This window comes from Croceifilum oryzae (genome assembly GCF_030814315.1).
Lineage (GTDB): Bacteria > Bacillota > Bacilli > Thermoactinomycetales > Thermoactinomycetaceae > Baia > Baia oryzae.
Genome location: NZ_JAUSUV010000014.1, coordinates 1 through 14,905 on the forward strand (window position 1 = coordinate 1; position 14,905 = coordinate 14,905).

12 protein-coding genes are annotated in these 14,905 nt (G+C 42.1%); 9 read left to right on the top strand and 3 right to left on the bottom strand.

Features of this window, described 5'->3' with window-relative positions; all coding sequences use genetic code 11:
* Positions 1 to 344 precede the first annotated feature (344 nt).
* The 7 genes from hutH (at position 345) to J2Z48_RS13640 (ending at position 9,315) form a co-directional block, all read left to right on the top strand.
* Positions 345 to 1,901 carry a histidine ammonia-lyase gene (hutH, locus tag J2Z48_RS13610; RefSeq protein ID WP_307254392.1) on the top strand — a complete coding sequence of 519 codons (1,557 nt, stop codon included), beginning with the start codon at positions 345 to 347 and terminating at the stop codon, positions 1,899 to 1,901.
* A gap of 46 nt (positions 1,902 to 1,947) precedes the next feature.
* Entirely contained in the window at positions 1,948 to 3,612 is a 1,665-nt protein-coding gene (hutU, locus tag J2Z48_RS13615) for a urocanate hydratase (RefSeq protein WP_307254395.1), read from the top strand.
* A 40-nt stretch (positions 3,613 to 3,652) separates the two neighbouring features.
* Positions 3,653 to 4,927 (top strand): imidazolonepropionase, encoded by a 1,275-nt coding sequence (hutI, locus tag J2Z48_RS13620; protein ID WP_307254397.1) that lies wholly within the window; start codon positions 3,653 to 3,655, stop codon positions 4,925 to 4,927.
* 194 nt (positions 4,928 to 5,121) lie between these two features.
* Entirely contained in the window at positions 5,122 to 5,832 is a 711-nt protein-coding gene (locus tag J2Z48_RS13625) for an N-acetylmuramoyl-L-alanine amidase family protein (RefSeq protein ID WP_307254399.1), read from the top strand.
* 210 nt (positions 5,833 to 6,042) lie between these two features.
* The gene (locus tag J2Z48_RS13630; protein ID WP_307254400.1) at positions 6,043 to 7,284 is read left to right on the top strand and encodes an MFS transporter; all 1,242 of its coding nucleotides are present in this window, start codon (positions 6,043 to 6,045) and stop codon (positions 7,282 to 7,284) included.
* 537 nt (positions 7,285 to 7,821) lie between these two features.
* Positions 7,822 to 8,571 carry a hypothetical protein gene (locus J2Z48_RS13635; protein ID WP_307254401.1) on the top strand — a complete coding sequence of 250 codons (750 nt, stop codon included), beginning with the start codon at positions 7,822 to 7,824 and terminating at the stop codon, positions 8,569 to 8,571.
* A gap of 24 nt (positions 8,572 to 8,595) precedes the next feature.
* Positions 8,596 to 9,315: a hypothetical protein gene (locus J2Z48_RS13640; protein WP_307254403.1), complete on the top strand. Its 720-nt coding sequence runs from the start codon at positions 8,596 to 8,598 to the stop codon at positions 9,313 to 9,315.
* A 380-nt stretch (positions 9,316 to 9,695) separates the two neighbouring features.
* Here the strand turns inward: J2Z48_RS13640 and J2Z48_RS13645 are convergent, their stop codons facing one another.
* From J2Z48_RS13645 to J2Z48_RS13655, 3 genes are read right to left on the bottom strand one after another with little or no spacing between them, the layout of a single operon-like run.
* Entirely contained in the window at positions 9,696 to 10,484 is a 789-nt protein-coding gene (locus tag J2Z48_RS13645; protein WP_307254405.1) for an ABC transporter ATP-binding protein, read from the bottom strand.
* 2 nt (positions 10,485 to 10,486) lie between these two features.
* Positions 10,487 to 11,488 (bottom strand): FecCD family ABC transporter permease, encoded by a 1,002-nt coding sequence (locus J2Z48_RS13650; protein WP_307254407.1) that lies wholly within the window; start codon positions 11,486 to 11,488, stop codon positions 10,487 to 10,489.
* Positions 11,469 to 12,434 (bottom strand): ABC transporter substrate-binding protein, encoded by a 966-nt coding sequence (locus J2Z48_RS13655; protein WP_307254408.1) that lies wholly within the window; start codon positions 12,432 to 12,434, stop codon positions 11,469 to 11,471. Before J2Z48_RS13655 ends, J2Z48_RS13650 begins: the two co-directional genes overlap by 20 nt.
* Positions 12,435 to 12,719: 285 nt before the next feature.
* Between J2Z48_RS13655 and J2Z48_RS13660 the strand changes: the two genes are divergently transcribed.
* Both J2Z48_RS13660 and J2Z48_RS13665 read left to right on the top strand, forming a co-directional pair.
* Positions 12,720 to 14,447, top strand: a complete 1,728-nt coding sequence (locus tag J2Z48_RS13660) for a M64 family metallopeptidase (RefSeq protein WP_307254410.1) — start codon at positions 12,720 to 12,722, stop codon at positions 14,445 to 14,447.
* A gap of 245 nt (positions 14,448 to 14,692) precedes the next feature.
* Positions 14,693 to 14,902, top strand: a complete 210-nt coding sequence (locus J2Z48_RS13665; protein WP_307254412.1) for a hypothetical protein — start codon at positions 14,693 to 14,695, stop codon at positions 14,900 to 14,902.
* Positions 14,903 to 14,905 lie beyond the last annotated feature (3 nt).

A 14,905-nucleotide genomic window follows, 5' to 3' on the forward strand; every position in this document is an offset into this window, starting at 1 on the left:
GGTGTAAGCTTGGTAAACTTCCTCGGAGTGCCAAGGACTACCCAAGAATCCCCCACCTCTTAGCGTTTTTCAGCGTAGGTGGCGGGAGTGTTCAAAGTCTAATTATTCAACAGGATATAATCATCAAAAATATTGACAAAAAACATATTTACATGTGAAAATAACTATTGTATAGAAAATTATAACGGTTAGCAAATCAAACTTAAAGAGAGTGATTGCGATGATGTACGAAAAATCCTTACAATCGCATATCCCCTCCTTCCACAAAGGGGCTGGGCAGAAGTGAACAACACTTCTACCCAGCCCCTTTAGTTTGGTAGAGTGTAAAAAGGAGCTGAGGAATTGTGGATCATTCGAATCAAGTATCCCAATTAAACACCATATGGATAGATGGTAACAGCATCACGCCTCAAGTGGTAGAGCAGGTTGCGAAACGAAAAATGATCGTATCTTTATCAAAAGAGGCTGAGGATCGAGTAGTAGCTTGTCGAGATATGGTAGATCAGCTAGTGAAAGATGACAAAGTAGTCTATGGGGTGACGACTGGATTTGGACTGTTTAGCGATGTGTCGATTTCACCAGCAGATGCGACGCAATTGCAAATCAATCTAATTCGTAGTCATGCATGTGCAGTGGGTAGTCCGTTGTCAGAACCAGTTGTGCGTACGATTATGTTATTGAGAGCAAATGCACTCTCCAAAGGATACTCAGGGATCCGTTTAGAAACATTGCAACTTTTAATTGATTGTTTGAATCAAGGTGTGCACCCGATTATTCCAGAACAAGGATCACTTGGAGCAAGTGGTGACCTAGCGCCGTTGTCCCATCTGGCCTTAGTGCTAATGGGAGAGGGAGAAGCGATTTATCAAGGACAGAGACTTTCCGGAGCGGACGCACTTGATCAAGCAGGCTTGAAACCGATTACATTGGCGGCTAAGGAAGGTCTTGCCTTAATCAATGGAACCCAAATCATGACTTCCCTCGGCGTGCTTGCCGTTACCCAAGCAGATCGTTTGGCCAAAATGGCAGACGTGATTGCTTCCATGACTCTTGAGTGTTTACGAGGGATTCCGGATGCATTTTCCGAAGGGATTCAGCAGGTTAGACCTTATCCAGAGCAGGCTTCTGTGGCCCGAAACTTCCGTACCATCTTACAAGGTAGCCAATTGACTACTTCTCAAGGTGAGATTCGTGTGCAAGATGCGTATTCATTACGATGTTTACCTCAAGTACATGGAGCGGTTCGTCAGGTAGTTGCATATACACGTGAAAAGATCCAAATCGAGTGTAATGCGGCTACAGATAATCCATTGTTGTTTATGGAGGATGGTCAAGTTATCTCAGGTGGGAACTTTCATGGACAGCCGATCGCTTTTGCGATGGACTTTCTAAAAATCGGCATGAGTGAACTGGCCAACATATCAGAACGACGGACAGAACGCCTTGTCAATCCAGCATTATCAGGTGGCCTGCCCGCATTTCTGAGCCATCATCCAGGACTCGCTTCCGGCATGATGATCCTACAGTATGTAAGCGCTTCACTCGTGTCAGAAAATAAAGTGCTGGCTCATCCAGCCAGTGTGGACTCCATTCCTTCTTCCGCGAATCAGGAGGACCATGTTTCCATGGGGACCACAGCGGCTCGTCAAGTCACACAAATCATCAACCACGTAGCCAAGGTCTTAGCCATCGAATGTATCTGTGCGGCAGAGGCGGCTGATTTTGTGGGAGCAGATAAATTGGCTCCAGCTACACGGAGACTATACGAACATATCAGAATCCATGTGCCAAGGGTGGTAGAAGATCGCTCTCTCAGTGGCGAGATTGAACGGGTAGCAAACTACTTGCTAGAGGGTGACTGGCTCCGTGAAGTAGAAACGATAACGGGTGAATTGTTCTAAGGATCGTTTGATATTGATACCAAATAGCAAAGGGAGAGATTTGATCATGACCAAATCCGTAAGTCGTACTGTGCGAGCAGCGAAAGGAACCGAGTTAACTGCAAAAGGTTGGCAGCAAGAAGCAGTGCTCCGTATGTTGATGAACAATCTTGATCCAGAAGTAGCAGAGCGTCCCGAAGACCTAGTGGTATATGGTGGAATCGGGAAAGCGGCACGTAACTGGGAGAGTTTCGATAAAATCGTCGAATGCCTTACAGAGCTAGAGTCAGACGAGACATTATTGGTTCAGTCAGGGAAACCAGTTGGCATTTTCCGTACGCATACCATGGCACCTCGGGTCTTGATCTCAAACTCTATGCTCGTACCTGCTTATGCTAATTGGGAGACCTTTCACGAACTCGATCAAAAAGGTCTTATGATGTATGGACAGATGACCGCAGGAAGTTGGATTTACATTGGAACACAAGGAATTCTACAAGGAACGTATGAAACATTTGCCGAAGCGGCTCGTCAGCATCGAGGAGGTTCCTTAAAAGGTACGCTTACGTTAACCGCAGGTCTAGGTGGTATGGGTGGGGCACAGCCACTAGCTGTTACGATGAATGAGGGGGTCGTGATTGGAGTTGAGATTGACCAAAGCCGAATTCAAAGACGCATCGACACACGATACTGTGATGTGATGGTCCATTCCCTAGACGAAGCCTTAAAATTAGCTACAGATGCACAATCGCAAGGAAAACCGCTCTCCATTGGACTTGTTGGAAACGCGGCAGAGATTTTTCCAGAGTTCGTCAAGAGAGGGGTTACGCCTGATTTCGTAACAGATCAGACATCTGCACACGATCCACTAAATGGCTATGTTCCAGTTGGTTATACATTGGCAACAGCAGATGCATTGCGAACGCAAAATCCAAATGAGTATGTGAAGCTATCAAAGCAATCCATGGCAACCCACGTACAAGCAATGTTAGATCTACAAAAAATGGGCTCCATTGTATTCGATTATGGAAACAACATTCGTCAAGTGGCTCTGGATGAAGGAGTCGAAGATGCTTTTGCCTTCCCAGGATTCGTTCCAGCTTACATCCGCCCACTCTTCTGTGAAGGAAAAGGACCGTTTCGTTGGGTAGCTTTATCCGGTGATCCAGAGGATATTTATAAAACGGACGAATTGGCACTACGCTTATTCCCAGAAAACGAACACTTAAAGCGCTGGATTACATTGGCTAGAGAAAAAGTAGCATTCCAAGGACTCCCATCCCGGATCTGTTGGCTCGGTTACGGTGAACGTGTCAAGATGGGCTTGGCCATAAATGAAATGGTGCGAAACGGTGAACTATCAGCACCGATTGTCATCGGGCGGGATCATTTAGACTGCGGTTCTGTAGCTTCTCCAAACCGTGAGACCGAAGCGATGAAAGACGGAAGCGACGTAGTTGCAGACTGGGCCATTCTAAATGCACTCGTCAACACCTCTTCCGGAGCCAGCTGGGTATCGGTCCACCACGGCGGTGGCGTAGGTATGGGCTACTCCCTACACTCCGGCATGGTCGTAGTCGCAGATGGTTCCCAAGAAGCCGAAGAAAAACTATCCCGTGTACTAAACACAGACCCCGGCATGGGAGTCATCCGCCACGCAGACGCAGGTTACGACCTAGCCATCGAAACCGCTAAAAACAAAGGCGTTCGCGTTCCAATGCTAGGAATCTAGGACAAAAAGACTAAACAAAATGCCCCAAAAAGGAGCCCATATGAAACAAATTGACCTACTCATCCACAACATCGGCTGCCTTGTCACCATGCAAGGCTCCTCGAAACCCCGAGCAGGAACAGAACAATCTGAAGTTCCCACCATTCACCACGGCGCCATTGCCATTCAAGACGAGAAAATCGTAGCAGTAGGTAGCGAGGAAGACGTTCGCAAGTCCATTCAGGGTCTGCCCATTGTCAAAGAGCTAGATGCCCGAGGGCGCCTCGTTACGCCTGGTCTGATCGATCCACATACCCACTTGGTACACGGAGGATCACGAGAACACGAACTCGATTTAAAACTAAAAGGCGTTCCCTACCTAGAGATACTTGCTCAAGGTGGCGGCATTTTAAACACCGTTCAAGCGACACGAAAAGCAACCGAAGAAGAACTATATTCACAAGCAAAACGAAGCCTAGACCTGATGCTACTGTTCGGAGCAACTACGGTAGAAACGAAAAGTGGCTATGGCCTTACCCTACAAGACGAATGCAAACAGCTCCGTGTAGCAAAGCAATTACACGAGTCCCATCCAGTTGATATCGTTTCTACTTTTATGGGAGCACACGCAGTTCCTGTTGAATACAAAGGAAGATCAGAGGAGTATGTAAATCTCGTCCTCGAAGAGATGCTTCCAGAAGTAAAGAGATTGGGTCTAGCAGAGTTCTGTGACATCTTTTGTGAACATGGTGTCTTCTCCGTCGAAGAATCTCGCAAAATCCTTCTGAAAGCAAAAGAACTCGGATTTAAGCTAAAGATTCATGCCGATGAGATTGAATCCATTGGTGGAGCAGAGTTGGCTGGGGAACTAGGATGTATCTCAGCGGAACACCTGTTAGCGACGGATCAGAAAGGAATCGAGGCGTTGAAAAAAGCGGGTACGATTGCGGTTTGTCTACCCGCTACATCTTTTAACCTGCGTCTTCAAAAGCATGCACCTGCTAGAGATATGATCGAAAGCGGTGTTCCGGTCGCGCTCTCTACGGATTATAATCCAGGTAGCTCCCCAACAGAGTCACTGCAACTTGTGATGACACTTGCTTGTCTAAACTTGCGAATGACACCTGAGGAAGTCCTAACTGCCATGACCATTAACGCGGCACACGCAGTAGGAAAAGCAGATACTATCGGTAGTTTAGAAGTCGGAAAGCAGGCAGATATCGTTTTATATAACGCAACGAATCTAGCATATCTCCCTTATCACTTTGGTATCAATCATGTACATTCGGTAGTGAAAAAAGGAAATATGGTTGTTTCGGACGGTAAATTGATATAAAAAATGCTTGTCTAAGACCAGTATCAATCGAGATACTGGTCTTAATATATGGAGATAATATGACGTAAAAGTATGATAGTCTATTAATATATACAATTTTACTATTCATAGATAAATAACCAACCTTATTTTACTTAGTTGCATAATATATTAGAAGCTTCTTAATTCCAAATAGGAAAAGGTGGAGATCAGACATGGCGTACTTGGTTGCGTTAGATGATGGTCATGGGTTATCTCCTAAGCCAACTTCTGGAAAGAGAACTCCTAATATACCAGGAATTGGTGTTATCTATGAGAATCAATTTAACCGTGCTGTTGTCAATTTTTTAGATGTAGAGTTGAAGAGATGCGGGTTTCGCACCATTTTGGTAGCACCAACCGATATCGATACTCCACTCGACCAACGTGTATCAGTAGCCAACCGAAATGGTGCAGATGCTTACGTTGCAGTTCACTACAATGCAGGCGGGGGAAGTGGAGTAGAGACGTACCATTTTCCGAACAGCACCAAAGGACAGCGACTTGCCCGTCTTGTTCATGCTCAAGTTATTAAGGGAACTCCTCAAAAGGACCGGGGTGTAAAGACTGCGAACTTCTATGTATTGCGGAAAACCTCTATGCCAGCTACTTTAATTGAATTTGGATTTATGGATGACCCAGGTCTAATCGAAGCGAAGCGCATGATTGATCCAGCATTCCAGAAAGAGTGTGCAGTTGAAACAGCAAAAGGAGTTTGCCAATACTTTGGAGTAGATTATGTTCCTCCTACTCCCACCCCGACCCCTCTTCCTTTTCAACGAGTAGAAGTAGATGGAAAAGTACTCTTTGATAGTCAAGTTGTCGATACAATCTTAGATGGCGTGCGAAAAAATTTGGGGAAAGTCATTTCCATTAAGCCACGTTGACACTCCTATGCTGAGACCGATGGGATTCTTGAGTCGTTAATATCCTCAGTCCATTTTTGTTTTTAGACAACGCTCAATATCAGGGGTGTGCCATCACCCCGTCCCAAGGTCATTGGTGTTTATCTCAGATTCGTTTGAAATTCATTATTTTGGTAATATACTATTTGTGAAATGAAATACATAAGCAAGTTAGAATGGGATGTGGAATTTGTGAATACGGTTGAAGAATTTCATAATTGGAAACGAAATATTGCTTTCTTCCTAGGTGGACAGACGATCTCTTTCTTTGGGTCTTCGCTCGTTCAGTATGCAATCATGTGGTACATCACCTTACAAACACAGTCGGGTGTCATGATGACGATTTCCATCATCTGCGGTTTTGTACCTACTTTTTTCCTATCTCCCTTTGCGGGTGTGTGGGTGGATCGATATAACCGAAAAATGTTAATTATGATATCGGACTCGCTGATTGCAGTAGCGACCTTAATCCTAGCCATCATCTTTCTCATGGGCTATAAGCCGCTTTGGTTGTTATTCGTGGTCTCAGCTGTTCGGGCACTCGGCACGGGCGTACAGACTCCAGCAGTTGGAGCGATCCTTCCGCAACTAGTCCCTAGTGAACATTTGACAAGGATCAGTGGAATAAATAGTAGTATTCAAGCAACAGTGATGCTACTTTCACCGATGGCAGGTGGAGCCTTACTCACATTTGCTACGATCGAAGTTATTTTTTTCGTTGACGTTGTGACTGCGTTGATAGGCGTTGGAATCATGTTGCTGTTTATCAAGATCCCGACCCATGCGAAAGCGATGCAGGAGCAAACAACTAGTTACCTAAACGATATGAAACTAGGATTTTCCTACATACGGAATCATGAATATGTAAAGAAATTTTTCATTTTTGTAGGCTTTTTCTTTATCCTAGCAGCACCTGTCTCATTTCTCACTCCTCTTCAAGTCACGCGTACATTTGGAAACGATGTTTGGAGACTTACTGCGGTCGAGGTTACCTTTTCAGTGGGAATGATACTGGGTGGACTGGTGATGTCTGCATGGGGAGGATTTAAGAATCGGATTTATACGATGACGATAGCTTGTCTCATCGTAGGAGCTTGTACGTTTGCCCTCGGAGTCATCCCGAATTTTTGGCTGTACCTTGTTTTCATGGTGATTACTGGCATTGCCATACCGATGTTTAATACCCCATCTACCGTATTACTACAGGAAAAGGTAGATCCCGACTATATGGGAAGAGTCTTTGGAGTATTAGGGATGATCTCAACTTCAATGATGCCCCTCGGCATGTTAATCTTTGGTCCGATTGCGGATAAGATCCCAATTGAGTGGTTGCTTATTGGTACAGGAACATTGATTTTTATCCAAGGCTTCTTCTTAAGAGGGACCAAAGCGTTAGTGAAGGCAGGGGAGCCAACCGTCGAACTAGGGAAGTAAATAGAATTAGACAGAAAAGCTCTTTTCTCCTTGTGAGAAAGCGCTTCTGTTTATAAAGTCGTGTATCATCCATTCATCCAATGAATGGATGAATGGATGATACACTCACTACTTCTCATGTATCTTAGCCGAATATATAATATGTTAATCTATAGTTTTTATATTTAAATGTATTATATAAACACTTTAACTTTATATATAACAAACATGATCATTTTAAAATAACATCTAATTAAATAATAAGCAGTGGGGGAGATAAAAGAAATATCATTTTATTATGATATATGGATCTGTCCTTGAGGAAATAATATTTAGAAAAATATATATTGATTATTAAATTTAAAATATTATATACTATAAATAGATTGAAACAACCAACAAATTTGTTGAGAGTTTTAATGTTTTTTTAAATCAAGAAAGAAAAACAGGGAAAGAAGGTGAATGGTATTGGCAATGAGGCTAGAGTAAAAATAGTGGATGGAAATAAGGTACCTAATTTTATGAAGTTACTATAACATAGGTGATGGAGGTATTTTAATGAGAATTATCAAAAAAATATTTTTAGTAGGATTAACTCTAGCGGTTTTCCTCGTTCCAGCAGTAAATGCAAACGCAAGCTCAACGAAAAGCTTATCAAAGAGTGATGAACAAAATATTGAAAAGTTTGTTGAACAGACTAGGCAGTATGAGCTTGATGATAAAACTGATAAGGAAAATTTCGAGAAAAAAGCAGAAAGTCTAATTGAGAATGAAAACACTAAAATATATAACAAAAACCTTGATTTCAAAAATTCTAAACTCCACACAAAGCTAAGCGATGGCACAAAAATCCTTTCAGTAAACATTAAGGAAAATGATTTTCATGAAGCAAGTAATGTGTCATTTTTCTTTGATAAAAACAACAACATAGTCGATTATGCAGAATTTCAGCTTAAAAAGTCAAAAAAAAATACATTCCAAGTTGTCACATATACAAATGGAAAGTTACAAGTTGACAAAGTATCTGACGTTCCATTTATAACTGCTAAAGATTACCGTAATCAAAACAACGGGGGAATCCAAACTCAAGGGGTTAATTGGAGCAAATTTTTAAATTGTATGGGCATTCCTGGTGTGGCTGCTAGCGTTATTGGTTCTATTTGTGGTGTTGCTTGTGCTATAACTGCAGGTACGGGTTGTATTGCTTGTGCTATAACTGCAGGTACGGGTTGTATTGCTTGTGCAGTAGGTGTTTTAGGATTTAATGGTGGGTCAATAGGTGTCTGTTTGGGGAAAGCATGGGATTAGAACAAAATAAGGAGACGATTTACTGTGTATATAAGACGTATACTTAAAAGATTTTTTTCAATATTGTTGGCGGTAGTAGTTTTTGCCTTACCAAGTATAAACGTAAATGCAAGTTCAGCGGAAGTTTTATCTAAGAGCGATCAACAGGCTGTTGTAGGGTTGCTTAATAAAGCTAAAGATTACGAAATAGATATCAAATCTGATAAACAATATTTCGTAATACAAGTTGAGAATCTCATCAAACTGAATAACATCGAACTGCACGTACCTGAGAGTTTCATAGTCGCAAATTCAAAGCTGTATAAGAAATTGATTGATGGTACGAATGTTCTTACAGTAAATATCCAGAAAGATGGCTTTCACGAAGCCAGTAACATATCATTCTTCTTTGATAAAAACAACAATGTAGTTGATTATGCAGAATTTCATTTGAAAAAATCAAAAGTAAATACTTTCCAAATAGCTGCATATGTTAATGGGAAATTACAAGCTGAAGAAGTAACAGATACTCCTTTTGTTACTGCTAAGGAATATCAAAAGTCAAAAGCCGGTGGAATTAAAACAAAGGGCTGGAGTGAATTTTTAGATTGCATGAATATTCCTGGTAATATTGCTACTCGACTCGCATTACTTTGTGGAGGAGTCTGTGTTGTCACTGCTGGAACAGGCTGCGTTGTTTGCGTAGCTGGTGTGTTAGGTATTCACGGTGGTGCAATAACTGCTTGCTTATCATCATCTTTCTAAAAAATATTGCTTACTGATTCAGAGAGGGAGCTTTCAATCTTTCGCGCTCCCTCTTTTTCAAAGGAGTGGGAAAATGAAAAAGTATCGTACTAGTATTTTATGTTTCTTGTCCGCAATTTCGATTGGCAGTGGTGTAATTCTAAATTACACCGTACATACATGGATGCCTTATAGTGCACTAACAGGATATACTTTAGGCTTCCTATTTAGTATTTGTGCTTTTTTTTCTGCTCTTTCACAGCGTGAAAAAAGGAATACTATTAACTAGGCTTTAGAATTTAAAGCACAGATGGTTCAATTAATGTGCACCAACATTCGTCAACTTTATTAAAACGCTTCTAGGTATTGGTCTAGAAGCGTTTTTTCATATGATTAACATGTTAACTTGAACGCGATCCCAATTTTAATGAACGTATGTAAGGTCTGTTACTCTCCTCATCCGTCTCGATCTTCGCATCTACACCGAACGCCTTTTTCAAGGTCTCCTCATTCATTACTTGTTCAGGAGTACCGCATCGAAAGATTGATCCTTCTTTCAGCACTATCACATAATCGGAGTAGAGGGATGCATGATTCAAGTCGTGGAGAACCATGATGACGGTGATATGAAATTGCTGATTTAGTTGCTGGATCAGTTCCATAATCTCTAATTGATGAACAATATCTAGATAAGTAGTGGGTTCATCTAGTAATAAAATGCGGGGTTGTTGGGCGAGTGCCATGGCAATCCAAGCACGTTGGCGTTCTCCGCCTGATAGAGAGGACATTTTCCTTTTAGCCAAATGGGTTAAATTCGTTAACTGGAGCGCCCAATCAATGATTTGTTCATCTTCTTTATCAACCTGTTGGAGAAATCTTTTATGTGGAAAACGACCATATGTTACAAGGTCTCTCACGTGTACATCTATCATTTGGTCGTAGCTTTGTCGTAAAAAAGCTAGTATCTTAGCAAAGGGTTTCGGACCCCATTCTTGGATGTCTATATTGTCTAAAAGGATGGTTCCCGAATGGACGGATAACTGCTTGGCAAGCGCTTTTAGTAATGTACTCTTCCCACAACCATTTGGACCTAGGATACTGTATACTTTTCCGGTCTCAAATGCGATATCGAGTCCCGAAATGATAAGTTTGTCTTTATAGCGAACACGTAGTTGTTTTGCACTTAGCACGTTTATACTCCCTTTCTGCGAATGAGATAAACAAAAAATGGAGCACCCAACATTCCCATCACGATCCCAACGGGCAGTTCGATTGGGGCGAAAATGATCCGTGCTAGGGTATCAGATAATGTTAAAACCGTTATCCCTAAAAGTGCTGAAACCGGAAGCAGGATTCGATAGTCACTTCCTACTAACAAACGGGCTATATGGGGAACGATTAAGCCTACAAATCCTAATAATCCCACCACACTTACTGCACTAGCCGCCAGTAGCGCCGCAATGGCAGTAAAATAGAGTCGGTAAGCTTCTACTCGTAATCCTAACGATTTTGCTTCTGAATCTCCTAACATCAATATGTTCATGCGCTGAGATCCGATGAAGGCGAGAATCAGCCCGATCACTGTATAAGGCAATAGCATTTCAATATGGGGCCAACTTCGGGTAGACAATCCCCCCACCATAAAGGTAAGGGCACTCTCGACACGATCACTGTAGAAGGTAAGTAGTCCAGAAATCCCCGAGCTAAGAAAAGCAGATACCGCCACACCAACTAGCATCACTCGCATCGGATTGACCCCGTTTCGCCAAGCTAGCAAATAAACCAATAAAGCTGCCACCATGCCTCCTACAAATGCCACAGGGGTTAACAGATATCCATAGCTAGGGAATACGATGAGAATCATCATCCCAAATAATCCGGCACCTGAAGAAACGCCCATAATATATGGATCAGCCATCGAGTTACGCATAGACCCCTGTAGTAATGCTCCCGATAAGGCTAAGTTCATTCCCACAAGAGCCGCTACGATCGTCCGAGGAAACCGAATATTCCAAATGATATCCTGAGAAGGACTACCCGAATGAGAAGAAGTGAGTACACTCCAAACATCGGAAATCGGGATGGAGATGGCTCCACTCACGACACTGATGAGCATACTTAGTCCAGCAACTAGTGCAAAGAAAAGGAGAATGAACCAGTACCATAACCGAACGTTACTTTTGAACTTGTCCATAAACATCTGGATACACCAACTTTGCCATGTATTCGAGAGACTGATCCACTTGTAGCCCAGGGCTATTTACAAATAAGGTGGAGGGCAGAAAAAATACCCGTTTCTCTTTTACCGCACGCAGTGTTCCCCACGAGGGATTGCTTTCCATATTTTTCTTCAGCATCTGATCTCCTAGCTCTTGTGTTCCATGCACAATCAGGAATAGGACGTCTGGATCTAACTCCACTAACTTCTCTAAGCTGTAAGGCGCTGCCCCTCCTTTCAGACCTGACGGAAGTGTAGAAGCCACGTTTTCCAACTTTAGCATTTGTGCAATATCCAATGAAATGGACCCGCTTTTCTGAACGGTTACAGAATTAGGCATAAAAGTAAGTGTTGCAAACTTCGTTTTCCGATTAGGTAGTTTTGCGATCATGCTTTCCATTCGCAGTTTGGTTTGCTCTAGCGCTTCCTGCGTCTGTTTTTCCTTTTCGGTTATTTTTCCTAATAAGGTAGCTGCAGACGTAAGATCGGGGACTGTTTTAATAGAAAACAATGCTAGAGGGATACGGTTGGCAGCTAACGTTTCTTTCAAATTTGCATGGAAAAAGAGGTTTCCGATTACTAAATCAGGCTTCAGACTGACGATTTTTTCTACGTTCACATTTTGAATTTGTCCAACGCTTTGAATAGACTCAGCCCCTTTGGGAATTGGGAATCCGGCGGCGCTCGAAATCCCTACGACATTTTTTGCATCTATCTGGAACATCAGACTTTGCATCTCCGTATTTAATACGACCATTCTTTCTGGTTTTTTCTGTAACGTTATTTCCTTTCCTGTACCATCTTTAAATTGAGTAAAGGCATTCTTAGGATGAATCGCCGTCTCTGGAGATCCGTTGGTACAACCAGTCATAAAGCTCACTATCACAACGAACAAAGTAAGAAATACCATTTTCTTTTTCATGAATATTTTTACCCCTATGAATATTTTTGTATTTACTTACATGGTAACAATATGTATTTATGGTTTGAATTTTTATTGCTAATCCCTTCTCTATTCTATATAAAGTGTAGCTCTGACAGAATAGCCCTTTATGGTCAAAAAAGGTACTAGATGATGAATGTATCCATTTTTTATAGGTCCCTTTCCTAATATTCATCCGATGCACAAGGAATTTGCATGTATCTACCGAAAATAGAAATGAGAGTATTTGTTTTAATAATTAGATAATAAAAAGGGGATGACGAGATGAAGAAATGGTTGCTACCGTCTATTGTGTGGATGTTGACGGTTATCCTGATGGCATCAGCAATGCCTCATGATGTATCAGCTAATAAGATAACAAAAGGAGCAAATGAACAGTATCTAGTCGTGGACTTACAAAAAGAAGGGGGAAATATCCGGATCAATAAATGGATCTTGGAAGAAGGAGATATCGAGGGAGATATAGCCTCACAACAAAGTGAGCTTGATCCCCAAACTCAAGCTGAAACTCTTTTGATCAAAGACAAAGCAGGAAAGATTCTCTACCAAACTCTCTTCCAATTCCCGATCGTTAGAACAGTTCCTCCAACTATGCCAGATCAAAAAACGAACGATCATGCTCCCCATCAAATACCCATCACTCAGCCAGAAGTTACGCTAGTCCTACCGTATTTCCAGGAAGCTACTACTGTCGAGGTCAAAGGCTCAGAAGCCAAGGTAACGACTCAGTCCACGATCCCTAAAAGCTTACAAGTTCAATCACATACGAAAAAAGTGAGACCCCCGAAAAATAACGGCAAATTTGAAATTCTCTTGTTACCCAGTGGCTATGATGAAAGCAACATGGGTGAGTTTGAACAGCAAGTTAGCAATATCAAACAAGCCATTCAAACGACAGAGCCATTTGCCTCCTATCTAGATAAAATCTCCATCCATACAATTGATGAATCCAAGCCCCTTGGCTGTCTAGAAGGAGCGCAGAATATCGCTCGTCTACTGGTGTGCAATGATACCAAAGTGGTCTCTGCTGCTGCTCACTCTGGTTATGGATATGATGAGATTATCGTCATTCACAATACAGATAACTATGGCGGTTCAGGTATGCGAGACTATAGTGTTACCGGTTTTAAGACAAACAGCTACTCCACCTATACCGTTGTTTATGATGGGCAGTGGACGGCAAGGATGGCGATTCATGAACTAGGACATTCGTTTGGCAACCTCTGTGATGAATATATGTACGAAGATGAGGGATTTAGCTACGTGAACTGTACCAATTGTCGCAAAGACAAAAGTGATCTAGAGAAATACGTCAAAGGGGAGTGTAGTGTGGGTTGCGATGCCAAGCCAGATTACTTCCGAGCCGAAGATAGTATCATGCTTACTCTAGCGATTCCCACCTTTAACGAGGTGAGTATCAAAGCAGACTTTGCCCCGTACGGGTTAGAAAAGCGCCTGCAATTTTTCACTGGAACGGAGCAACCGAAGGCAGTCAAACGGCTACAGGTAGATCAAAAGAAAGTCACCTTAAAGCCAGGAGAAGCAATCCAACTAGCCATGACAGCCACCTATGAAGATGGAACGAAGGAAGATGTGGCTTATGTAGCGAATTGGCGAACAAGCAATGAAAAGAAGCTTAGCCTTTCGCAAGGATATATGCGGGCGATTTCCTCAGGAAAGGTGTTAGTAAAAGCCTCTTACGGAGGGAAGACGATATTCGTATTAGTTAAGGTGGAAGCTCCTAAAAAATTGGTAGCAAGCGAAAATGAAATTACACTCAAGTCAGGAGAAAAGAAGGACATCACCGTACAGGCAGTCTATCGGGATGGTACAACCAAAGACGTCACGCAGGATGTCACTTGGAAAACATCTAGTAAAAGAGTGGCAACGATTGAAAAGGGCGTAATCTCTGCTCATGCAAAGGGAAAGGCTGTATTGACTGGGGTCTATAATGGGAAGGAAACCAAGATTTATGTACGTGTGAAAGAGTAGAGAGGAATGAATCGACCAGCTAGAAATAGTAGCTGGTCGATTAGATTTCAGCCTTGCTCGTCATATCAAGAAGATTAGATCTTTATTTCAATAGACCGTATATCAGTTCTCTGTGTTTTTATTTTTTGTTCTATAATTTTTACGACTATAGAAGGAGATAAAAATATTCTGTAGAATAATAATATACGAAATAAACAGTATTGATTTTGATCAATACAAAAAATATAGCTAGAGGAGGAAAAGAGATGAAATATGTTGCACCGCAAGTAGATAGCTCGACTGTAGAAAGTATTCAGGACGATGCTTGGTTTTATGTAGGTTATGCTGTGTTATTTTCGTTAGGTACTACACTGGCACTAGGTGCTGCTGCATGGTGTGTAGCCAATGGGAAGGGGACATTCACTGGAGGACTTCAGCCGTGGCACGGTATGTTCGTCGGCGTTGAATGTAAATAAGGT

Bases quoted from the DNA above. Each gene is read 5' to 3' on its own strand.
- hutU (WP_307254395.1), top strand. From the start codon at position 1,948: ATGACCAAATCCGTAAGTCGTACTGTGCGAGCAGCGAAAGGAACCGAG.
- hutI (WP_307254397.1), top strand. From the start codon at position 3,653: ATGAAACAAATTGACCTACTCATCCACAACATCGGCTGCCTTGTCACC.
- J2Z48_RS13625 (WP_307254399.1), top strand. From the start codon at position 5,122: ATGGCGTACTTGGTTGCGTTAGATGATGGTCATGGGTTATCTCCTAAG.
- J2Z48_RS13635 (WP_307254401.1), top strand. From the start codon at position 7,822: ATGAGAATTATCAAAAAAATATTTTTAGTAGGATTAACTCTAGCGGTT.
- J2Z48_RS13650 (WP_307254407.1), bottom strand. From the start codon at position 11,488: ATGGACAAGTTCAAAAGTAACGTTCGGTTATGGTACTGGTTCATTCTC.
- J2Z48_RS13655 (WP_307254408.1), bottom strand. From the start codon at position 12,434: ATGAAAAAGAAAATGGTATTTCTTACTTTGTTCGTTGTGATAGTGAGC.
- J2Z48_RS13660 (WP_307254410.1), top strand. From the start codon at position 12,720: ATGAAGAAATGGTTGCTACCGTCTATTGTGTGGATGTTGACGGTTATC.
- J2Z48_RS13665 (WP_307254412.1), top strand. From the start codon at position 14,693: ATGAAATATGTTGCACCGCAAGTAGATAGCTCGACTGTAGAAAGTATT.